The sequence below is a fragment of the Nonomuraea sp. NPDC047897 genome (genome assembly GCF_043204415.1).
Classification (GTDB): domain Bacteria; phylum Actinomycetota; class Actinomycetes; order Streptosporangiales; family Streptosporangiaceae; genus Nonomuraea.
Genome location: NZ_JBIDCC010000005.1, coordinates 235,228 through 257,130, shown reverse-complemented (window position 1 = coordinate 257,130; position 21,903 = coordinate 235,228). Strand labels below are relative to the sequence as shown.

Here is a 21,903-nt window from a genome sequence, read left to right as displayed (position 1 = left end):
GCTTCACCCCACCCGAGACTCCAGGAGGTGAATCCCGGTGGCGCTGAACGTGGGCGAGTTGTTCGCCACCATCGACGTGAAGGACCGGGGCACGCAGGCTGTGCGCCGGTTCATGTCCTTTATGCGGGACGCCGCGAAGAAGCTCGACATCGACGTGGGCGGAGTGGCCAAATCGGCCGGGTCGATGGGCGTCAAGTTCGCCGCCTCTGCGCTGCAGGCGGCTTCGCTGGCGGCTTCGCTGGCGGCCACCGCACAGACTGCGGTCGGCCTGGGCGCGGCGCTGGCCCCGGCTGCGGGCATCGTCGCTGCTTTGCCGGGCGCTATCGCGCTCGGCCAGGCGGCGCTGGCCACTCTCAGGGCGGCGCTGCTCGGCGTGGGTGAGGCCTTCTCGGCGGCCTTGGGCGATGACCCGAAGACGTTCGAGGAGAGCCTGAAGGGGCTTTCCCCGGCTGCGCAGGCCGCTGCGCGTGAGCTGCGCTCGGTCAAGCCGTCGATCGACACGCTCAAGGGCGCCGTCCAGGACGCGTTCTTCCAGCCGCTGGCTGGCCACATCCGGGCGGTGGCAGCCGCCGTGGTGGGGCCGCTGCAGTCCGGCATGCAGGGCGTTGCGCGCGAGTTCGGTCTCGCCGGCGCGGAGGTGGCGCGGTTCGCCGCGTCGTCGGCGACGGTCTCGGCGATTTCGGCGGTGTTCTCTTCGCTGCGGTCAGCGCTTGCCGCGATGCAGCCCGCCGTCCAGCCGCTTCTGGCCGGGTTCCGGGACCTGGTCGTGGTCGGCGCGCAGTTCTCGTCCGGGCTCGCTCCGGGGATCGCGTCGGCGGCGCAGCGTTTCGGCGAGTTCCTGTCGAACGCTGCCCAGTCAGGGCAGGCGCTCGGCTGGATGCAGGGCGCGATGGAGGTGTTCCGCCAGCTCGGCGGGATCGCCAAGGACCTGATCGGGATCGTGCGCGGCGTCTTCCACGCGATGGAGACCGGCGGAGCGAACGCGCTGGGCATTGTCGGGCAGCTGCTGTCGCAGGTGAACCAGTTCGTCAACTCGGCGCAGGGCCAGCAGATCCTCGTCACGATCTTCCGGAGCCTCAGCCAGGTCGGCGCCGCCCTGGGCCCCATCTTCACGGCGTTGGGCGGCGCGCTTGCGCAGGTAGCGCCCCACATCGCGAACATCGCGACCGCGCTCGGCCCAGGGATCGCCGCCGCGATATCGGCGCTCGGGCCGGCCCTGGCCGCGCTCGGACCTGGGCTGACCATGGTCGCGTCGATGCTCGCGAAGGCCTTCGCCTCGCCTGAGCTTCAGGCGGGGCTGCTCGCGCTCGGTCAAGGACTGTCGGCGGCGCTGGCCGCCGTCGCGCCGCTGCTGCCGATCGTGGCGCAGCTGGCGGGCATCTTCGGCCAGATACTCGGCGCTGCGCTGAGTAACCTCTCGGCTGCGCTCGGTCCCGTGATCAGCGCCTTGTCGAGCGCCTTGCAACCTGCCTTGACGTCGATCTCGTCTGCGCTTTCCCAGCTCACGCCGCTGATGCAGCCGGTCTACGCGATGTTCGGTCAGATCGCGGCCGCCGTCTTGCAGCAGCTCCTTCCGCCGATCTTGAATCTGATCCCGGCGCTGCTGGACAACCTGGTTCCTGCCTTCACGTCCCTTATGCAGTCCCTTGTGCCGCTTCTTCCGATTTTGACGAATCTAGCGGTTATGTTCATTTCCAAGGTGCTGCCCGCCGTCCTGCCGATCATCCCGCTGCTGACCAAGCTCGGTGTCGGGTTCGCGCAGTTCGGCGTCAAGGTGGCCGAGGTCGTCGCCAAGATCAAACCGATCATCGATCAGGCGGTCGGCATCTTCCGCTGGATGTACAACATCCTCGTCGGCAACTCGATCATCCCTGACATGGTCAACGCCATCGGCCGGTGGATTGGCACCACCCTGGTCGGCTGGTTCCGCGACCTGCCAAACCGGATCAAGTCCGCCGTGTCGGGCCTCACCTCGACCGTGACCGGCATCGGCCGGGACATCGTCAACGGCATCTGGCAGGGCATCCAGTCGATGGCCAGCACCTTCTACAACCAGGTGAGCGGCTTCTTCTCGAACATCGTCAAGAACGTGAAGAACAGCCTCGGCATCAAGTCGCCGTCGAAGGTGTTCGCCACCATCGGCCGCTTCATGATGCAGGGCCTGGCGGTCGGCGTCGATAAGACCGCCGGACTGGTCGTGTCCTCGCTGAAGAGGGTGACCACCCTCGCGGCGAAGACAGCGATGCCGGACCTGTCGGTGCCCGGTGTGACCGTACCGGACGGGCTCGCCGGCGGCCGCGCTCTGTCTCGGACGGTGGTGAACGTCACCAACCACTACCCGCAGGCCGAACCAACGTCGGTGACGGTGAACCGCAGCCTGCAGTACGTCGGCGCAATGGGGGTGATCTGAGGTGCCGAGCTACTCACTCGACGGGGTGCCGCTCGACCACCCGGCCGGCTGCTGGCGGCTCAAGAAGGGCACGCAGCGCAGGCCGCTGCCCGGCGCGCGGGCCGTCAAGGTCAGCGTGCCGGGCTGGCACGGGGACATCCCGGTCGTCGGGCTCGACCTGGAGGCCACGACGTTCGGTCTCTCGTTCAAGGTCAACTCGGCCACCCCTGCGGGGGCGGACGGCGGCTACGAGCAGATGGAGCGCAACCTCGAAGCGCTGTCGGCGCTTCTGGGGACGCGGCATCGGCTGATGAAGCTGCGTTACCAGGCAGGCAACATCGTCCGCGTCGCCGACGTGACGATCACCGCCAACAGCGAACCCGAGGTCAACACCGGCGCCGCGACCGCCCGCATCACTGCGGTTGTCGAGGTGCCGGGCGCGCTGTGGCGGGACGAAAGCGAATCCACCTGGACGGGCGCACCCAACCAGCTCGCCCAGGCGGTGACCACGCTCGCCGGCGCGACCGGGCCGATCGTGGATGCGCTGCTGCGCTTCACCGGCCCGGCCGTGCAGCCGTCCATCGGGGACGTGGCCACGGGCGGGTGGGTGCTGCGCACGAGCGGTCTGCTGGCGGGGGAGCGGCTGCTGATCGACTGCGGCCGCATGCAGGCCGCGAAGGTCACCACGGACACGTGGGACCTGGCCGCCGGGACGGACGTGACGGGAGAGATCGACACAATCGGCCCCGGCTCGCAGTTCCGGTGGCTGCACCTGACGCCCGCCGTGGCGGTGGGCGACCCGTTCTCCCGCGCGGTGCTGGTCTCGACGTCCGCGACCAGCACGGACGGCTCGTCCAAGGTGGAAATCCGGGCGAAGCGCGCCTACCTGTGACCGGCGCTCGCCCGGCTCTGCTTGGCGGCGGCGACCAGCCGTTGCACAAGGAGCTCGACGTCATCGGCGTCGAGCTCCGGCGGCCACACGGCCGGGAGCATGATGATGCGGCCGCGCGGTGTCACATGGACGTCGATCGGGGGCCGTGAGGTGAGAGCGGTCACGATGGGCACAATTATCGCAGGTTGCAGTCATTCGGGCGACGGGCGAATGGAACGACAGTGGCGCTATCTCAAGCTCGCCCGTCCTGGGCTCCTGGCCTGGTCAGAGCGCTACGACCATCTACGCAAGGTCACTTGGAAGCCCGTGACATACCCGAAATATACCGGCCCCTGCTAAGAATGGCTCTATTGGATCTCCACCTCGAAGGGAGTCGGATGAGGAAGATCGCGATGGCTGTCGCCCTACTAGCAGGGGGCATGTCTGCGCTCGCCATTCCAGATACCGCGCTAGCCGAACCTGCCAATTGCAGGGTCCGTGTAATAGATTCCTCCCCGGCGGATGGCGGCCGCGCGTGGTGTCTCGAAGGCAACGGGCATTTCAGAGTGATTGTGTATTGCGCTAAGGACCCTAAGACTTGGGGAACAATGTACAAAGGGCCTTGGAAGCTCGCAGGCTTCAACTACCACAGCGATAAGTACTGCCCGTCAACGCAGCCATACGCAATTGGCGTGGGTTACGATATCGGCGCCTAGTAGGGCTTGCTTAAAGAACTCTAGAATTCGCGTGGGTCCTTGAGGAATCCGAAGCGCAGGCGTCCAGCCCCGTCGCAGTCTAGGAGATGGTGGAAATATGCTCGACCAGCCCCACTCCGCGAGGGGCACGGGCTCGCATCACCAGAAGAGCTGGACCGCCCCGGGCCTAACAAGGCGTCGACGTGGTAGCAATATGCCAGCCCTTTGCTAAGACAAGTTCCACGAGATCTCCATCCGAAGGGAGTCTGATGAGGAAGACCGCAATGGCAGTCGCATTAGCAGCGGGCATACTAACGCTCGCCGTGCCGGGCACTGCGCTAGCCAAACCTAGCCACTGCACGTTCGGCGTGATGCATTTCTCTGGCGGAGAAGGCGGCTACATAAGATGTGCGGGAGGCAGCGGGTACTACAGAGTGCTGGTGTATTGCACAAAAGATCCCAAGAATGCTTGGGGGACGATGTATAAAGGGCCCTGGAAGGCGCCAACCACCGCCAGCGAGAAGTATTGCCCAACGACACAACCCTACGTGGTTAACGTAGGGTACGAATTCGCCTAATACTCCAGTATTACCCCCAAGTGACGACTTATTGTGCCACTGTTGCTACACAAAGTGGCATCGAGTGGAAGGGGGATGCTCCAGTGCCCTTCGATGACATCGACAGGATGCGCAAAAACCAACGAGATTATGAGCACCAGCAGATGGTCCGGAGGACGACCGAAAAGTCCGACAGAGGGCATAGCCCGAGCGCGTGGGAGGATATGGGCCCGTTTGGTGTCGTAGTCTCAATCCTCGGCATCATAGCTCTCTTGGTCATTATGGCAAGGTAAATGCTGGCCAGTCCTAGGCTCTGGCTGAATCTCGCGTCCGGCTAACAGAAGAGGGTCAACCGGGTTCTCTTTCGCCATGGAAGAGAACCATCTGCGCCCCATGTCTAACCTCAGGCAGGGGGCACGGATGTTTGATCTTCGCCTGGTTGCCTACAGCCCATTTGGCGACCGACTCGGTGTGCTGCCGCACCCGCTGGCCGTTGAGGTGGCGTGGCCGCTGAACGACGTCCCGTCGTTGAAGCTGGCCTACACCACCACGGCGGCCAGTGCTGGTCTGCTCGACGAGCCGTGCGAGGTCGCCGTCCAGTGGAGCGCGGACGGCAACGTGTGGACCGAAGCGCCGGACTCGCGGTTCCTGCGCATAAAGCGCCGCGGCGACAGCTCCAACCCGACCGGGATGGCGCAGTTCGAGCTGCCGGGCTTCGTGTGGATGCTCCGCAAGATCGTGCTCTACCCGGGCGTGGCGCCGCTGGTGGACGGCAAGCGCGCCTTCCTGTCCGCGACGGCTGGGGCGATCCTGCAGACGTTCATCTCCGAGGCCAAGGGGCGCGGCGCTGTGCCCGGCCTGAACTGGGACTTCACGCCCACCCTCGACAGCGCGGGCCAGGCGTGGGACAAGGTCCTCACCATCTACTACCAGCCCGGCATGGACGCGTTGACGGCGCTGATCAACCTGTCCGAGCAGGGCGTGTGTGACTTCCGCATGTCCGGCCGCACCGTGCAGGTGTACAACGCCGACACGCAGCTGTCGCGCGACCTGGCGTCCGGGCCTGGCCCGGTGGACCTGCGGTACGGGCGCGACATCGCCGAAGCCCCCGACGACGGCACGTTGGAGGACGTGGCGTCGTCGGTGCTGGTCGTCGGCGACAACGGGCTCGTCGAGACGTACACCAACGCGGCCGCCGTCCAGCCGTGGGGGCCATGGGAGCAGTACGTCGGCGCCGGCGGCGTGTCGGACGAGGGCACCGCGACGCTGCTCGCGGACTCCGCGCTCGAGCACGCGGAGACCGAGCGGGTGCAGCGGACGCGCGGCATCGTGCTGTACGGCGCTCGCTGGCTGCCGCTCAAGGATTACCGGCCTGGGGACCGAGTGCTCGCGCCCGCTGATGGCGGCGCGCTGGAGTCGCTGCGGATCCGCCAGGTGACGTTGGCCCGCCACTCCACGGGGGTACTCGGCGGGGCGCTGGTCCTCAACGACCGCTTCCTTGAGCGGGACATCAGATTGGCTCGCCGCACGGCCGGGATCGTCGGCGGGAGCACGGCGGACGCAGGGTCCGGGGCGCGACCCGCCCCGGAAGCTCCAGAGCCGCGCACGCCGGCGCCCCCGGTCGGGCTCATCGTGAACCCGATCGCGTACATCGACGAGCACGGCCTGCCGCAGGGGCAGGTGACGGTCACGTGGGGCGCGGTCACCCAGGACGTGGGCGGGGTCGCGTTGCACGTCGGCGGCACGAGCTGTTCATGCGCATCAACGAGACTGGGGCGCCGTGGTTCCTCGTCTCGTCCACGGAGGCGACCGCCACAACGGCGACGTACTCGCCGCTCGTCATCGGTACCGAGTACGCCTTCAAGGTGCGGGCGGTCAACCTCGGCAAGACGGGCCCGTTCTCCAGTCAGGTGGCGGTGACGATCCCCGACGACACCGATGCGCCGCCCGTGCCGACCGCGCCGCAGTTGTCCACACGGCTCGGCGTGGTCCGGGTGACGTGGAACGGGCTCGGCGTCGGGTCGGTGCCGATGCCGTCCGACTTCCTGCACGTCCGAGTGTGGATGCAGGACTCACTCGCGCCCGGTTGGTCGGAGATCGGCGTGCTGGATGCGGCCGGGGCGATCCTCGTGCCAGGCTTGCCGTACGGCGCAGACAGGCAGTTCCGGTTCACGTCCATCGACAGATCGGTCAACGAGTCGGCCCCGTCCACGTCGGCGACAATCGCCGCGGTGCCGCTCGTCCAGGGCGACGCTGCCTCCGAGTCCATCACGACGGGCGCGCTGGCGGCCAACGCCGTCACCGCCGACAAACTGGCCGCAGGCGCTGTCGAGGCCGAGCACATAACGGCCGGCGCGGTCGTGGCCGACAAGCTCGCCGCGGTGCTGACGCTGTCCACGCGGGTGGTCGCGGGCAATGCTTCCGGTGCGCGGGTTGAGCTGAACAGCTCGGGCCTGGTGGCGTTCAACGGGAGCGGCCAGCAGACGGTGAGCATCGCTTCGGCGTCCGGCGCGGTGTCCATCGTGGGTCAGCTTGCGTCCGGCGTGACTGGGGCGCGGGTCGTGGTCAACCCGGCTGGGGCAGCCAACCCTGAGATCCGCTTCATCCCCGGCAGCGGCACGAACCAGTCGCGCATCTACAGCGACGGCTCCCGCTTCACCGGGGAGGCGACGCTGGTCATGGAGTCGGGCACGAACTTGGCGAGCACCGCGATGTGCCGCCTGGTCCACGCGGCCGGCTTCTGGCAGGCGGCGATCCTAAACCCGTCGAACGGTGAGCAGCGCGGCGGTGCCGTGGCGGCCTTGGAGAACCAGGCGTCGATCGGGTGGATGCACCCGACGCAGCAGGACCAGCTGCTCGTGTTCGACCAGACCGGGACGTTGCACAAGGGCACCTGGCAGTACGCCAGCGACTCGGGGCTGATCATGTTGTCGGTGTCGCTGTCGAGGGGCTCCACGTACTACCAGGTGGTGCTGGGTTTCAGCTTCCCGACGACGCCGAAGGCCGTGTTCACGGTCGAGCAGTTCACGTCGATGCAGCTGTTCTCCCGGACGAACTCGGACCTGTTCTTCTACGACCCGGGCGGGGGAACCGTGTCCCGGACCTTCCACATTTGGGCCTGGAGGTGAGCATGCCGGACGGATGGCACGTCTCGGAGGTGACCGACACGGCCGACGAGTCGGGGCAGATAGAGGCGTGGGAGATCACGCTGGCCCGGCCGAGTGATGGGGCCACGGTCGCGGTGTTCCTGCCCAAGATGGCGATCGAGAGCACGGCCGTGGCGCATGGGTTGACCTCGACGGACGAGGTGATCGACGTGCTGATGCACCGCGCCGTGCACCCCATCTACGAGCCGAACCTGCCCGAGATCAATCCCTGGCGCAGGACGGGGGAGGAGGCCCGCGCCGCCGCGCTGGAGCGGGCCGAGCGGTGCAAACGTGACCACGCGACGGTCGCCACAGCCGCACCGAAGCGTCGTACGTCGGCCGCCCGCGCTGCGGCCGACGTGCTCGCTCCGCTGCGGTCGCACGTACGGATCGACCCGGTGAAGGCCGCAGCCGCCCGGCTTGAGCAGCAGCGGGCGCTGCTGCGGGCGGGGGTGTGATGCGGCAGGACTTGGTGGTGGACACGGGCCGGCTCATCGCGGCGTTGCGCGCGCGGGTGGAGGAGCTGGTGTACGAGAACGCCTTGCTGTCAGCGGCCGTGGACCAGCAGCGCGACGAGATCAACGAGCTGAAGGGGGCCCACAGTGCAGGTGATCACCGCAGGTGAGCCCGCCAAGTTCGCGCTGCGGCTGGTCGCCTACGCACCCAACGGCGGACGGCTCGGCTTGCTGCCGCAGCACAACGGGTTCGAGGTGGCGGCGCCGCTGAACGACGTGCCGGGCCTGGCCGTGACCTATCCGGCGGGCGGCCTGCACTCAGAGCTCATCGCCGGGCACTGCGAGGTCGCGGTGGAGTACGCGGTGGCCGGCGGGGGCTGGGTCGAGCCGCCGAACGCGCGGTTCCTGCGGATCAAGCGGGGTGGGGACAGCACGGACCGGGCCGGGGCCAGGTCGTACGACTGCCCTGGCTGGGCGTGGATGACGCGGAAGGTCGTCCTGTACCCCAACGGGGCGACGGTGGACGGCAAGCGACAGTTCAGCGCGGTGTCGCCGGGGGCGATCCTCGCGACCTTTATCCAGGAGGGCCAGGCGCGCGGAGCACTGCCCGGCCTGAGCTACGACTTCTCGATCAGCCACGACAGCGCGGGCCACCCCTGGGCGAAGACGCTGACGCTGGGCATCGAACCGGGCAAGGACCTGCTCACCGTCCTGATCAACCTCGCCGAGCAGGGCGTCATCGACTGGCGGATGCAGGGCCGCGCCTTGCAGGTGTACAACCCGGACACGGTGCTCGGCGCTGACCGGGCGTCCGGCCCTTCCCCGGTGGACCTGCGGCTGGGCCGCGACATCACCGAAGCTCCGGACACGGCCACCCTCGAGGATGCCGTGTCGGCCATCCTGATCGGCGGTGAGGGAGGACTGTCGGTGGAGGTGACCAACCCGTCCGCTGTCGCGCCGTGGGGCCGGTGGGAGACCTACCAGTCGCAGAGCGGGGTGACGGACGCCGGGACGGCGCAGCTGCTCGGGCAGAACGCATTAGAGCGGGTCGGCCGGGAACGGGTGCAGGTGACCCGCGGTCTGCTGTTCGACGCGGCGCGGTGGCTGCCGTTCGAGCACTACCAGCCGGGGGACTACCTGCTCGCGTCGGGTGACGGCGGGGCGATGCAGTCGCTTCGGCTGCGGCAGATCACCTTGTCGGTGGGCTCGGACGGCACGGTCGGCGGCAACGTCGTACTGAACGATCGTTTTCTGGAGCGTGAGATCCGGCTCGCCCGGCAGGCCGCCGGAATCTTGGACGGCGGCGTGTCGTCGGGCGGTTCGGGCGGCGACCCCGCCCCGGAGACGAACAACCGGACCCCGGCCGCGCCGCAGGGCCTCATCGTCGAGCCGGCGGCATATCTGGATGAGCACGGGTACGCGCGTGGGCAGGCCACGGTGACGTGGAGCCCAGTGATTGCCGACGCGAACGGCGTCGCGCTCAACATCGACGCCTACGAGGTGTACGCCCGCCGCAACCAGGCGGGGCAGCTGTGGCTGCTGGTCGCGCAGACCGCGGGCGGCGACACCACGGCAACGGTGTCGCCGCTGGTGGTCGGCTGGGAGTACGCGTGGAAGGTGCGGGCGGTCTCGGCCGGGGTCAAGGGGGTCTTCTCCGACCAGGTGGTGAAGCTCGTCCCGGGAGACGCGACGCCGCCGCCGGTTCCCTCGACGCCTGTGGTGGCGTCGAGGCTCGGCGTGATCCATGTCGAGTGGGACGGCAAGGGCAGCGCCGGCGAGGTGATGCCGATCGACCTGGACCGGGTGCACGTGTGGATGCGTGACCCGCTGGACCCGGCCGACCAGGGCGCCCGCGTCGGCTATCTCACCGGCGCCGGGACGGAGGTGATCCCGGGCCAGCCGTACAACGCTGATCGGGAAATCTGGCTGACCGCTGTGGACCGAAGCGGCAACGAGTCGGCCGCCTCGGTAAGGCAGACGGTGGCCACGCGCCCGCTGGTGGACACGGACGTGATCGGCCAGGTGATCGACGGTGCCGAGCACATCATCGACGGCACGATCCCTGGCGACGCGAAGATCACGGCCGACTCGATCACGGGTCGCCTGATTCGGGCGCTGGAGATCCAGGCTGGCCATATCCAGGCGAACGCCGTCACGGCCGACAAGATTGTGGCGGGTGCGATCCAGGCGGGGCATATCGCGGCCAACGCGATCGAGGCGGACAAGATCGCCGCCAACGCCATCACGGCGGCGAAGATCGCGGCCGACGCGATCAGCGGCAAGACGATCACCGGCAGCGTCGTGCGGTCGTCGGCCACCGGCCGCCGGTTCATTCTCGACAGCTCCACGCTGGACCTGCGGTTCTACCCGGCCGGGAACAGCAACTACACCCGCATCTACGCCGAGGACGGCTGGTACCCGGGAGAGACGACCACGTTCATCACCAGCGGCACCAACCAGTCCGGGACAGCGCGTGCTGAGCTGCAGGTTGCGGCCGGCCTGGTGCGGCTCGGCATCCGTGATCCGTCCAGCCACGACCGCATCGGAGGCGGTCTCGACGTGGCCGAGGGCTACGCGCGGTTCGGATACTCCACCGGCTCGCCGAGTTTCGAGACATACATCCACCTGAACAGCAGCGGCCGGTTCTTCATCCGCGGCCGCGTGTGGGACGCCAACGAGACCTCGCCGTACGACGCGTTCGCGGCCGGGTCGTTCTCGGTGGGCGGCGCGCCGTCGCCGGTCTGGGCGATCTACCGGTACGGCCCGCCCGGCGACCTGACCCCGATGGCGACCAACATGGGGCCTGTCGTGACGCTGCGCGACGGCGGCAGCGGCGGGCCGAACGCGTTCGAGAACGTGTACGTGCCCAAAGCGTGGGCGCTGACCGCGTCGAACGCCTCGGGGTTCCAGGTGAACCTCGCCTACAACACGTCGTTCGCCATCTACTTCTGGGCGCACCGTCACTGAGCGAGGGAGTCAAATGCCAAAGATCATGCACGTGTGGGACGCCGAGCTCGGTTACTCGCGCGCCGCGATCGAGGCCCGCCCAGACGGCGGTCAGGTAGAGATCGATCCTGGCACGCCGGGCGCCGAGCCGATGTGGGGGCTGTGGATGACCAACCCTGTGGGCGCGGTCGGCGTCATGGTGATGCCCCACAGCATCTTCGAGTGGCGCAGCGCAGCGTACGGGATCGACCCCGACGACATCGACACGCTCCTGGACGTGGCACTGCACGAGATGGGCATCCCCTCGCCCAGCGACATCCCGACGATCCCGGATCCGGCGCACGCGGCGATCCTGGACGCGACCCGCGATCTCCCCACCTGCTGGACGCCGGGGGTGTCCGATGAGGAGCGGCTGGCCGCGCACCTGGAGCGGATCCGCCTGGTCAAACAGCACCGGTTTGTCATCCAGCCGGCGGCGTTGGCGGATCGGCAGGGGGCGTTGGAGTTCGTCGGCTCGCCGCGTGCCGCGCCGACCGACCCGTTGGAGCCGATCAAGGCCCAGGTCCGGATTGACCCGGTGCGGGTGGCGGCCAAGCGGCTTTCGCTGGACTGGGCGCGGGAGACCTCCGCGCGGACGCCCGAGCCGCATTTCGGATTGAAGCCGCCGCTGACCTTCCTCAGTGCTGCGGAGACGGGGGGAGGCGTTGAGTGAGGAGGTTCCGAACCTCGCGCTATCACTTGCCGAGGTGCGCCGACTGGTCGAGGTCGGCTTCGCTAAGGTGAACGGCCAGATCGCCCTCCTCCTGCAGCAGCTGGAGCACGTGGGCGATCAGCACGCGAAGCTCGTGCAGCAGGTCGAGCAGGACCGGGCCGCCGCCGATGCCCGGCACGCCGCGCTGGAAGCGCGGCTGGACGCTGTGGAGCGCGAGTCGGTGACGCGCACACAGCTCGCCGACCGGACTAAGCAGATCGTCGCCATCGTCAGCGTCCTGGTCACGGTGGCTGGCACGGTCATCGCGCTGATCGCGGTCACGCAAAAGTGACTGCCCATCCGAAGAAGACTCCGAAGGGGGACTACTGACATGCCGTGGCTGACGCAGTTGGCCGACGTTGCCCGCAAGACGGGCTTCCCGGTGACGGAGGTGGGCGGGTGGAAGACCCGCGGGCACGGGCCACAGCCATCGGTCGAGGGCGTGGTGGCACACCACACCGCCGGTTGGGCTGACCGGCACGTTGTGGTGAACGGCCGCCCCGGGCTCGGAGGGCCGCTCAGCCACTTCTGGCTGCAGCACACCGGCCGCATCTGGGTCGTCGCCGCAGGTAGGTGTTGGCACAACGCGCCGAGCACGAGCGTGCACCATCGCAACGGCGCGAGCATCGGCATCGAGGCTGAGAACGACGGTCGCACGCCGTGGCCAGTCGTGCAGATCGACGCCTACCACGCGCTGTGCGCCGAGCTGTGCCGAGAGTTCGGGCTGCCCGCTTCACGGGTGCGTGGTCACAAGGAGGTCAACACGCAGAAGCCCGACCCGCACAGCCTCGACATGTCCACGTTCCGGGCGCATGTCGCCAGGCTGATCAACAACCCCGGAACGCCCATAAATGAGCAGGAGGAAGACGTGCCCGAGGTCATCTCTCTGGGCGCCGGCGAGGACCAGAACGTCCCGGCCGGCGGCGAGCTGGCGGTGCGCTGGCACACCGAGTGGACCGACGACCCGAACGCTCACGGCAAGGACGGTGTGGCGGTCCTGGCCAGTGGTTCCCGCTGGTGCATCGTGGACGGCCTGGTAAAGGTCCGCGGCCTGCCGCCGGGCGCGGAGGTGGACATCGCCTGGTCGCGCTACAGCCGGGACGGCAGAACGTTCAAGGACGACGCCTGGCGGCTGTCGGCCCGCGCCGACGTCAACGGCCGCGTCGAGGAGAACATCGGCGGCCAGTTCGCGCTCAACACCCACAACCAGCTGCGTCTACGCGTCATCAACCCGCGCGAGGACGTCGCCACGGCGGTCGTCGAGAAGGTCTCGATGGCCAAGGTCAGCCTGTTCCGCCGCTGGTAGCGGTATCGCTTTCGACTGTCTAGGAGGCACCCATGTCCAATTCCGAGACTCCCGCGCCGACGATCGGCCGGATCGTCCACTACAAGCTGTCCGGCCACGACGTGTCGATGATCGACCTGCACAACATGCAGTCGTACGGCGGGCAGGGCATCGTCCGTTCCCCCGTCAAGCTCGGCGACGTTTACCCCGCGATGGTGGTCCGCACGTTCGAGGGCGCCGAGAAGACCGCGAACCTCCAGGTGCTCCTGGACGGCAACACGAGCTACTGGGCCACGTCGCGGTCCGAGGGCCCGGACCAGGGCCAATGGTCGTGGCCGCCGCGTGCCTGACCAGTTCCAACCTTTGCCCGCCGTGGTGGCGGGTTGTCCCTAAAGGAGGGCACATGCACGCAGATCCCCAGATCACCTACTCGAAGCCGCCTGTCGAGACCAAGGTCAAGGCGATGACCCTGGCTTCCTACCTGGCCGGTGTCGCTGGCATTGCGGTGCTGCAGGCGGTCAGCGCCGACCCGTCGATGATCGCGTTCCTGCCCGACTGGGTCGAGGCGATCACCCTGCCACTGCTGCCGACCGCGTTGGCGGCCGTCGCCGGCTGGAAGGCCCAGCACACCCCGCGGCCTGACCTCCCGGCCGACCAGCGGTAGCAGTCGCACACGAGCGCGCCCCACTCCTCCTAAGCGGAGGAGTGGGGCGCCTTTCGCGTTGCGGAACCTGTGTCGGGCGAAGCGAGCGGAGAAGTTATGAGCAACGCACTGAAGGCGGGTGCCGATGCCGGGGCCGAACTTTGTTGGCGCGCCGGCTCCAAGGCCAGGAGTCTGCGTATGGCTGGCAGCTGAGGTCAGCTGAGCAACTGCAGAATCCTCTCGGCTTGGCGCTCCAGGGTCCCTACCGGGTTGTGAGGTGTCGCCGGCCCATTACGGCCGAGCTGGAAGAACCAGCACAACGCGACGAGGAGGCGAAAGTCCCGCACTCGCTGGGCTTCTCCGGAGGCCAGGTCGATGTGGGCCAGTAGCTTCGTTTCGTCCAGGGTGCCGTCGATGCGGGAGATGTGCTCGATGACCTCGCCGAGTTCAAAGGCGCGATCATTGCGGCCGGAGTCTTCCCAGTCGATAAGCCATACGCGGCGCTCTCGGTCGTCCCACAGATAATTCGCGTGATTACCATCTGCATGCCCGAGGACGGGCGGCAGCGGGTTCGTGGTGAGCTTGTCAGGTGCGGTGGATGCCAACCAGGCGGCTCCCGCTTGGAACGCCCGCCGCACGAGGGGGTTGTCGCCGAGGTCGGGTTGCCTATCAGCCCAGGCACGGGCCTTGTCCACGGCTGCGTCAGGTCCCCAGGGGGCAGGCTCGATCGCCTCCACCACCTGAGCCGGGACCTGGTGCAGCCGGTTCAGGGCGGCGGCCATCGCGCTGATCTGCTCTTCAGTGGCATGCTGACCGCGCAGGACACAGCCCGGAAGCCTGCTCATTACGATCATTGGTGAGGTAGCGTCGAGCGTGGCTTCTAGAGGCGTGGGAGCAAGGCCAGGAGCATGTTCGGCCAGGAGGTTCAGCGCCGCCCATTCCCTATGGGGTTCTCCTCGGTCCCACGACGCGTATCGCTTGATCACGATGTCGTTGCCGACCTCGAGGTTATGGGTGCTGAATCGGTCAGCCATGCGCTCGCTTCGTGCCCTTTCTCTCCCTTGGCTGGAGAGCAGAATTCTCCAGCATGTCCTTCCGTGGGAAGAAGGGCCTGAGACTACCGCAGGTGCACGGCCTGTCATCAGAGCGGAAGAGAGATCATTGCGCCAGCCGCCAGCGGGCCGGGGTGCGGGCGCCAAGTGATCACTAGCAGATTGGGGGCCGTCCCGCCCGGGCAAGCCGGGTCACTGTGGACCAGCGCATGGGGGTGCGGGCGCCGTACCCACCGCGTAGCCCTTCGGCGAACCCTGCAAGGGAGGCGCGCAGCGCCGCGCGGTTCCGGAAGCGCCACAGGGTCGTCAGGGCCCAGGCGGCGAGGTTGAGGGGAACCAGGGGGGCGGGCAGGTTACGCAGGGCCAACCAGACCCGGTTACGGGCGTTGAGACGGTAGAAATCTGCGTGACGGGCTGGGTTCGTGGCCGGGTGATGGACGATGACGTCGGGTGCATAGTGCCCGATGTAGCCGCGATCCCACAGCCGCCACGCCAGGTCGATTCCCTCGTGGAAGAGGAAGAAGTGTCCTGGCCACCTTCCGGCGGCCTCGAACGCGTCGCGACGGATCATCACGACGCCTTCAGCCATGACGGTGACCGTGCCGTTGCGTTCAGGATGGGTGACACGCAGGCGGGGCACCCACCGCCGCAGGGTGCGGCCGGTGGTCGGGTCCGTGATGCGTGGCTGGCACCACGCGCGGCGGGAATTACGGGTGAATTCCGCCGCGAGGCGGAACAGTACGTCGGGAGCAGGGAGTACGGCGTCGTTGTCGAAGAAGAAGACCAGGTCTCCCTTGACGTTGGCGGCGCCGATGTTGCGTCCCTCGGGGATGCCCACGTTTTCCGGCAGCTCAACGGTTCGCACGCCGTCGGGCACCTGGTCGGGTATGCAGCCATTGCCGACCACCACCACGTCCAGGTCGATACCGTCCTGCGACAGTAGGGAGGCCATGGCGGCGGGGAACTCTCTTGGGCGGTCGTTCATGGTCAGAACCACTGCGCCGACCGTAGGGCGCGAGCTGCTGCCAATGCTCACCGGGTCTTCCTTTGCTGCCTCAGGCCCACGGGAGCGGCCGACGTCTTGGTCATGGTTCGGTGGTGTTGTGTGCCGCTCACCGTTCCGCAATGCTGTCGTCGTACTGCGGACAGTTCACCTTAGTAAGTGGTGACGACCCAAGGGCGCCGATCCAGGCAGCGCGACGCGCCACCTGGCCGGCATCCGTGGTCGTCAGCGTTCCCACAACGCGCGGATCGCGGTGATTACCTGGGTGATCTGGGGATCGGTCATGGCGGGGTAGCAAGGCAGCGACAACTGCTGGGCGGCGGCGCACTCGGTGACCGGCAGGGGCGCGACGGCGCTGCCGGAGTAGATCTGCAGGGTATGCACAGGACGGAAATGCTGACTGGTAGCGATCTTGTACTGGTCGCGCAGATGTTCGGCTACCTGGTCGCGGGTGAGCGGCGCGCCAGGGCCGATGAACAGCGAGTAGAGGAACCAGCCGTGCTCCACGTCCGGGAGCACGGTTGGCACGTGCAGGCCCGGTAGGCCGGCCAGCTCGCGGGTGTAGGCGGCGGCGATTCCAGCGCGGCGGGCGGTGAAGGCGGGCAGCTTGCGGAACTGCTGAACTCCGATGGCTGCGGTGACATCGGGCATCACGTATTTCAGGCCGGGCATGATGACTTCGTAGTCGGCGGTGCTGTGGGTGCCGTGCCGCTGCCAGATGGAGGAGTCGATGCCGTGTCGGCCCAGCAGGCGGGCCCGCTGGACGAGTTCGCCGCGGCCGACGAGCATGCCGCCCTCGCCTGTGGTCATCACCTTGTTGGCGTAGAAGCTGAAGACGGCGAGGTCGCCGACGCTGCCGGCGCGTTGCCCATCGCGGCTGGCGTGCAGGGCGTGGGCCGCATCCTCGATCAGTAGGAGGCCGTGATCGTCGGCCAGCTTGCGGAAGGCCCGCAGGTCGCAGGGGTGCCCGCCGTAGTGCATGACCACGATGGCCTTCGTGCGTTCGGTGATCGCAGCCTCGGCTGCCTGCGGGTCGATGTTGTAGGTGACCGGTTCGACGTCGACGAAGACCGGTCGGGCCCCGGTCTGTAGCAACGCGTTGGGGGCAGCGCAGAAGGTGAGGCTCGGGGTGATCACCTCATCACCAGTGCCGATGCTGGCGGAGAGGAAGGCGAGGTGGAGAGCCGCGGTGCAGGAGGACACTGCGAAGGCGTCGGCGACGCCGAGCGCATCCCTCACGGCCTGCTCGAATAGGGCCGCCTTGGGGCCGTGGGTGAGCCATCCGGAGCGCAGGGTGTCGGTGACCTCGGCGATCTCCTCGTCCCCGATGGATGGGCGATTCCACGGCAGGAACGGCAGCGTCTGACTGGACTGGCTCACTGCGTGCTCCAATCGGCGGCCTCGTACTCCTCGTGCAGGCGCTCGCATGCGACCGAGCGCAGGGCGCGGACGTGACCAGAGTCACGGGAGGCCAGCAGGCCCTTGAAGTTGTCGTACTCGGGCAGGTCCGGGTCGAGTTCCTTGGCGGCCACCGCGTGGGCCACTTCCTGCACGCCCTCACGAAGCCGTCTCGAGCAGCTACCTGGGAATGCAGCTGCGAGTCGTGCGAAGGACGTGCGGTAGTCCCGCGCGTCCGCCTCATCCCGCTCCAGCCCGCGGTTGATTCGCGAGCCGGGCACGACCAGCTCCACGGTCTCAGCGATCTGTGTAATGGTGTAATTCTCCAGGTCGGACCCCACGTTGAAGATCCGCTGGGAGTGGGGAGTGGTCAGTGCGGAGGCGAGGACCTCGGCCACGTCGGCGACATGCACCAGCGGGCGCCGCTGGGCGCCTCCGTTGAGCGGGATGCGGCCGGTCGCGACGGCTTGCGCGGTCATGCGGTTGGCGACCGAGTCCAAACGTTGGCGTGGGGAGCGTCCATGCACGGTGGCCAGCCGCAGCACCGTCAGGCAGGCGTCGCCGGCCAGCATGTCGACCAGGCGCCGTTCGGCCAGAACCTTGGTGCGAGCGTAGATGCCCAGCGGGTGGGGGGCGGTGCCTTCATCGACGGTTCCCTCGCGGCTGCCGTAGACGCTGCAGGAGGAGAAGAAGACGTAGTGCGGGACATTCGCGGCGATGGCGGCTTCGGCGGCGATGACGGGTGAGGCGTAGTTGAGTTCAACGGCCAGCTGTTCATCGACGGCGCAAGCCGGTTCGCCTACCAGGCCGCCGAGGTGGACGACCGCGTCGGCACCCGCGAGCGCCTCGCGTAAGGCGTGGGAGTCGCGGAGGTCGGCGTGGACGAAGTGGCTGGCGGTGGGCAGCAGCCGCGCCGGGTCGTCGTCGCGTTGGTAGATGAGGCCGTCGACCACGGTGATGTGGTGGCCGAGGGCGGACAGGTGGCGGGTGGCGACGGCACCGAGGTAGCCGGCGCCGCCGAGCAGCACAACACGCATCGGATGAAACTCCTTTGTAAGTTCAGGTGGTGGTGCGGGCGAAGCGGGCGCGGCCCAGCGCGGTATCGCGCAGATCCGCAAGGCGAGGCACGAGCGTCACCCCGAACTCCTCGACTGGGTGCAGCAGGCCTCGCTCGCACACCTCGGCGGTCCAGGCACGGACTCCGGCTGGCCAGGCGAGGTTGAGGCCGATCTCGCCCTTGGGGATCACGCCGTTGAACGGGGTTGCGATTCCGCGCGCCGTCCAGAAGGACGAGGCGGCGGTGGCCTTGGCCTGCTCGACGAGCGGGAACAGTTGCGGGTAGCGGGGGCTGGCGCGCAGCAACCGAAACAGCATCTGTCCCAGCAGGCCCGGCGCCGTTCGGGCGAGTGTGTCGAAGTCGGTGCCGGCGAAGATGACCGTCGTGGCATCCCCGATCGGGTCGAGGACGGCGCACGCGAACAGGTGCGGCAGGCGCTGTCCGACGTAGTCGGCCACGCCGTCGACCAGATCCGGTTCGATCTGCCCGACCAGCTCCAGAAGCCGGTCCTGGTCGGGGTGGAACAGCGCCAAGTCGAACAGCTGCCCCATCGAGTCGACCGCCGAGAACGCGAGATGCTTGTACAGGTGATTGTTTAGCTCCCCGGTCTGAGCGCATGCCTTCGTCGCCAGAGAGGTGGAGTGCAGCATCAGGTACTCGGAGACGGTCTCGAAGTACAGGTAGCCGAGGAACGGCACCAGCGGCACTGCGGCGGCCACCTGGTCCAGGATCCGGTCAGCGGGCGTGCACCTGCGGGCGGCGGCGAGCAGCATGTCGAGCACCGGGGCGGCCCGCCGTATCCGCTCCACTGCCTCGCGTCGCAACGGCTCGTCCTCGGCGGGGGTGAGGAGCGCCCTATGCTGCCGGTAGGTGTGCAGGTGGACGCGGCCCAGTTGCAGGTAGTCGATCCCCAGGGGGGCTACCGGCCCGCCCGGGGCGACCTCGAACACGACCGTATGCGTGTGGGGTTTGTTGGCCAGCAGCCAGGCGCCGAGGTTGTGCGGCCGCAGCCCGGGAGGTTCGGGGGTGAGCAGGGCACAGTACAGGGCGCCGACCAGGCATCCGGCGGCCTGATAGAGCTGGCGGCTGGCGCGCATCTCCTTCAGGTAGGTGGTGGTGTGCATCAGGTAGATCGGGCTGCCGGTGGCGAGCGTCTCCAGCAGGGAGCCGCCGCGGAGCAGCCACCCGTTGGGCGTCTCCTCTGCCAAGTGGGTGCGCCACTCGGCGTCGCCGGCGACCAACCCGGCCGGGGCCGTGCGGAAGCGTGGGCGGGGCCCGTAGTCGGTGTGGGCGTCCTCCCACAGGCCGACCACGTCGGGGGTCAACAGGTCATGATCCAATCGGGGCTCCTACGGCAGGCGGGAGATGATCTGGCGGGCGTGGGTGAGCGCGTCGCGGTGGGAGACGCCTTCCAAGCGGGCCTGTTCGCTGTGCAGCATCAGGTCGAAAGCGATCCTGTGCAGCCAGCCGGGCACCTCCACGCGCAGGTGGGTCGTGTCGGGCCACCACCGGGCCAGCGGCAGCCGGTACCGATCCAGGCAGTCCGCGCCCTTCAGCAGATCAACTAAGGATTCGGCCCGCCGGTAGGTCACCTGATCGGTTCCGGTGAATGCGGCGTACGGGGTGTCGTGCAGGGCGATGGCGATGCCAGCCCTCAGCACTGCCACTGGCGGCAGGGTGTGGGCGAATGCCACCTGCATCCTGGCGTGGTTGCGCGTGAACCAGCGCGCGGCCCGCCGCCCGTGCCCAGGGTCGGCCCGGTCGTTACGCCGTCGGCAGTCATGGACGGCGGCGGCGACGCAGAGCGCCGCCGTGTCCTGATCGTCGAGCCCGTGCTCGGCGGCGAGAAGCGAAGCCAGCAGGCTCACGCGCGCGTTGTGTCCGATGCCATGGATTGAGTCGGCCTGGTGCTCGTCGGTGAACCAGCCGGACTTGGGGACCAGCATGCGAGGCGGGTGCGGCATCCGGGTTGAGGTGGCTGCCATTGCGGGGCGGTTGACGGCAATCCAGGTGAGGGTGGCCTGGTCCATGACCTGGCGGGCCGGCAAGTGTCCCTGCTCGGCGAGTTCCCGGAGCGGCGGGCCGGGTGAGGTCAACGGTATCCTCCGATATCTCGGTGATTCTCCTGCGTGGCCAGTCAGCGGCGCGCCGGAAAGTGCAACGCCGCGGGCCGTGTACCAGGGGTGGGGCGGTGGGCTGCTGTCAGGTGACGGCCACAGCCGCCTCGGACCTCATCCACTCGGGGATCGCCCGGGGGTTGGCCTGCAGCCAGTCGACGTACCGGTCGATCCCGTCCTTGACCGCGATGGTCGGCCGCCAGCCGAGCAGTTCCCGGCTGCGAGCCGTCGCGGCGTAGCCGCCGAGCGGGTCGCCTTCCGGGCGTGGTGTGTCGATGAGCTGGGCGCGGGGGTAGTGGGTGGCGATGCGCTCGGCGATTTGCCGTACCGACGTCGCGATCCCGCTGCCGACGTTGATAGTTTGTCCGGCCGCTTGCTCGGCGACCAGCGCCAGCACCGTGGCACGGGCGATGTCCTCTACATGCACCATGTCGCGTACCTGGTGGCCGCCGCCGTGCAGGAGCAGCGGCAGGCCGAGGTGTGCGCGCATCGCCAGGCACGCCACCATCCACGAGTGCGAGCCTGGCTTGGGTACCTGCGGGTCGCCGTAGACGCTGAAGTACCGCAGCACGCAGAATCCGACGCCGCCGCCGGTCAGCCGCAGCCTGGCCTCTGTCTCCCCCCAGAGCTTGGCATTGCCGTACACCGAGATCGGGTGCGGAGGCTGGTCCTCGCAGAACTCGACGGGGCCTTGGCCCTCGGCCGGGTCGCCGTACACCGCGGCTGAGGAGATGAACACCATGCGCCGCGCTGCGGAGGCGGCTTGAACCTCCTGGATGACGGTCTGGGTGCCGCAGACGTTGGCGGCGCACGCCGCCGCAGGCTGCCTCGTGCAGGCGGCCACGTCGGCGTAAGCGGCGGCGTGAATGACGTACTCCGCGTCGTTGACCAGGGGCCGCACCGTGTCCGACTGGCAGACGTCACCTGTGATCACCCGCGCCGGATCCAGGCCGAATAAGTCGTTGACCGGATGCGGGTAGGCGTCCATGCGGTCCAGCGCCACGGCGTCAGCGCCGAGGGCAGTCAACAGCCGCATGATGCGGCTACCGATAAGACCTGCGCCGCCGGTGACGAGCACACGAGCCCCAGCCAGGCGACTCAGACGGGCATCAGGCAGTAGAGCATGCACGGCTATAACCCCTTTCGAGTTCTTGGTCAGTTGGTGGTGCGGCGAACCCGGTCGGCGCCGGATGCGCTCGCGCATGGGAGTGGCAGTGGAGTCGCGCCAGCCTCGAAAGCCACTGCCACGCCGGGGGCGTGTCCGCGTCTTGCGGGGGCACCCATCCGTGGTAGCCGCCGTCCGGGGCGGGGAGGAGTTTCATCGCGCATCCTTCGGGTTAGGTCTGGCGGGCCTCGCCGGCGGCCTGGGATGTGGGCTGCCAGCGGTGGGTGAATGAGGCCCGCCAGAGTTCGAGTTCTGCGTTGACCATTCGGCTACGCAGTTCGTCCGGGGTTCTGCCATCGACAGCGCGGCACTCGCGGGGGTTGGCCAGGTGCCAAGCGGTGAATTGCCTGGCCCAGGACCCCCACATGACGAG

General features: G+C 68.2%; 19 protein-coding genes. 11 read left to right on the top strand and 8 right to left on the bottom strand.

What is annotated here, in order from left to right; genetic code table 11:
- Nucleotides 1-37 precede the first annotated feature (37 nt).
- Together ACGF0J_RS13865 and ACGF0J_RS13860 are read left to right on the top strand one after the other, a co-directional pair.
- The gene (locus ACGF0J_RS13865; RefSeq protein WP_393145447.1) at nucleotides 38-2,410 is read left to right on the top strand and encodes a hypothetical protein; all 2,373 of its coding nucleotides are present in this window, start codon (nucleotides 38-40) and stop codon (nucleotides 2,408-2,410) included.
- A 1-nt stretch (nucleotide 2,411) separates the two neighbouring features.
- Nucleotides 2,412-3,281, top strand: coding sequence for a hypothetical protein (locus tag ACGF0J_RS13860; protein ID WP_393145445.1), 870 nt, complete (start codon nucleotides 2,412-2,414; stop codon nucleotides 3,279-3,281).
- On the opposite strand, the gene ACGF0J_RS13855 is transcribed toward ACGF0J_RS13860, so the two are convergent.
- A complete protein-coding gene (locus ACGF0J_RS13855; RefSeq protein ID WP_393145443.1) occupies nucleotides 3,272-3,445 on the bottom strand; it encodes a hypothetical protein in 174 nt (57 codons plus the stop codon). The genes ACGF0J_RS13860 and ACGF0J_RS13855 overlap by 10 nt on opposite strands.
- A gap of 1,436 nt (nucleotides 3,446-4,881) precedes the next feature.
- On the opposite strand from ACGF0J_RS13855, the gene ACGF0J_RS13850 reads away from it, so the two are divergent.
- The 9 genes from ACGF0J_RS13850 (at nucleotide 4,882) to ACGF0J_RS13810 (ending at nucleotide 13,759) form a co-directional block, all read left to right on the top strand.
- On the top strand, nucleotides 4,882-6,432 hold the full coding sequence (locus ACGF0J_RS13850) for a hypothetical protein (RefSeq protein ID WP_393145441.1): 1,551 nt from the start codon (nucleotides 4,882-4,884) through the stop codon (nucleotides 6,430-6,432).
- A gap of 1,210 nt (nucleotides 6,433-7,642) precedes the next feature.
- Nucleotides 7,643-8,116 (top strand): hypothetical protein, encoded by a 474-nt coding sequence (locus tag ACGF0J_RS13845; protein ID WP_393145439.1) that lies wholly within the window; start codon nucleotides 7,643-7,645, stop codon nucleotides 8,114-8,116.
- Nucleotides 8,116-8,283 (top strand): hypothetical protein, encoded by a 168-nt coding sequence (locus ACGF0J_RS13840; protein WP_393145437.1) that lies wholly within the window; start codon nucleotides 8,116-8,118, stop codon nucleotides 8,281-8,283. The genes ACGF0J_RS13845 and ACGF0J_RS13840 overlap by 1 nt, the downstream gene beginning before the upstream one ends.
- A complete protein-coding gene (locus tag ACGF0J_RS13835; RefSeq protein ID WP_393145435.1) occupies nucleotides 8,267-11,080 on the top strand; it encodes a hypothetical protein in 2,814 nt (937 codons plus the stop codon). The genes ACGF0J_RS13840 and ACGF0J_RS13835 overlap by 17 nt, the downstream gene beginning before the upstream one ends.
- Before the next feature lie 13 nt (nucleotides 11,081-11,093).
- Nucleotides 11,094-11,771, top strand: coding sequence for a hypothetical protein (locus tag ACGF0J_RS13830; protein WP_393145433.1), 678 nt, complete (start codon nucleotides 11,094-11,096; stop codon nucleotides 11,769-11,771).
- A gap of 34 nt (nucleotides 11,772-11,805) precedes the next feature.
- On the top strand, nucleotides 11,806-12,102 hold the full coding sequence (locus ACGF0J_RS13825; protein WP_393145431.1) for a hypothetical protein: 297 nt from the start codon (nucleotides 11,806-11,808) through the stop codon (nucleotides 12,100-12,102).
- Between the two features lie 39 nt (nucleotides 12,103-12,141).
- Nucleotides 12,142-13,116, top strand: a complete 975-nt coding sequence (locus tag ACGF0J_RS13820; protein WP_393145429.1) for an N-acetylmuramoyl-L-alanine amidase — start codon at nucleotides 12,142-12,144, stop codon at nucleotides 13,114-13,116.
- Nucleotides 13,117-13,148: 32 nt separating this feature from the next.
- A complete protein-coding gene (locus ACGF0J_RS13815; RefSeq protein WP_393145427.1) occupies nucleotides 13,149-13,445 on the top strand; it encodes a hypothetical protein in 297 nt (98 codons plus the stop codon).
- A gap of 53 nt (nucleotides 13,446-13,498) precedes the next feature.
- Nucleotides 13,499-13,759, top strand: coding sequence for a hypothetical protein (locus ACGF0J_RS13810; RefSeq protein WP_393145425.1), 261 nt, complete (start codon nucleotides 13,499-13,501; stop codon nucleotides 13,757-13,759).
- 194 nt (nucleotides 13,760-13,953) lie between these two features.
- Here the strand turns inward: ACGF0J_RS13810 and ACGF0J_RS13805 are convergent, their stop codons facing one another.
- The 7 genes from ACGF0J_RS13805 to ACGF0J_RS13775 form a co-directional block, all read right to left on the bottom strand.
- Nucleotides 13,954-14,772, bottom strand: a complete 819-nt coding sequence (locus ACGF0J_RS13805; protein ID WP_393145423.1) for a phosphotransferase family protein — start codon at nucleotides 14,770-14,772, stop codon at nucleotides 13,954-13,956.
- Nucleotides 14,773-14,944: 172 nt separating this feature from the next.
- A complete protein-coding gene (locus tag ACGF0J_RS13800; protein ID WP_393145421.1) occupies nucleotides 14,945-15,826 on the bottom strand; it encodes a glycosyltransferase family 2 protein in 882 nt (293 codons plus the stop codon).
- Nucleotides 15,827-16,018: 192 nt separating this feature from the next.
- Nucleotides 16,019-17,173 (bottom strand): DegT/DnrJ/EryC1/StrS family aminotransferase, encoded by a 1,155-nt coding sequence (locus ACGF0J_RS13795; protein ID WP_393145419.1) that lies wholly within the window; start codon nucleotides 17,171-17,173, stop codon nucleotides 16,019-16,021.
- Nucleotides 17,170-18,228 (bottom strand): NAD-dependent epimerase/dehydratase family protein, encoded by a 1,059-nt coding sequence (locus tag ACGF0J_RS13790; protein WP_393145417.1) that lies wholly within the window; start codon nucleotides 18,226-18,228, stop codon nucleotides 17,170-17,172. Before ACGF0J_RS13790 ends, ACGF0J_RS13795 begins: the two co-directional genes overlap by 4 nt.
- A 22-nt stretch (nucleotides 18,229-18,250) precedes the next feature.
- Nucleotides 18,251-19,588 carry a hypothetical protein gene (locus tag ACGF0J_RS13785; protein WP_393145415.1) on the bottom strand — a complete coding sequence of 446 codons (1,338 nt, stop codon included), beginning with the start codon at nucleotides 19,586-19,588 and terminating at the stop codon, nucleotides 18,251-18,253.
- Nucleotides 19,589-19,597: 9 nt separating this feature from the next.
- On the bottom strand, nucleotides 19,598-20,194 hold the full coding sequence (locus ACGF0J_RS13780) for a hypothetical protein (RefSeq protein ID WP_393145413.1): 597 nt from the start codon (nucleotides 20,192-20,194) through the stop codon (nucleotides 19,598-19,600).
- A gap of 256 nt (nucleotides 20,195-20,450) precedes the next feature.
- A complete protein-coding gene (locus ACGF0J_RS13775) occupies nucleotides 20,451-21,569 on the bottom strand; it encodes an NAD-dependent epimerase/dehydratase family protein (protein ID WP_393145411.1) in 1,119 nt (372 codons plus the stop codon).
- Nucleotides 21,570-21,903: the final 334 nt, after the last annotated feature.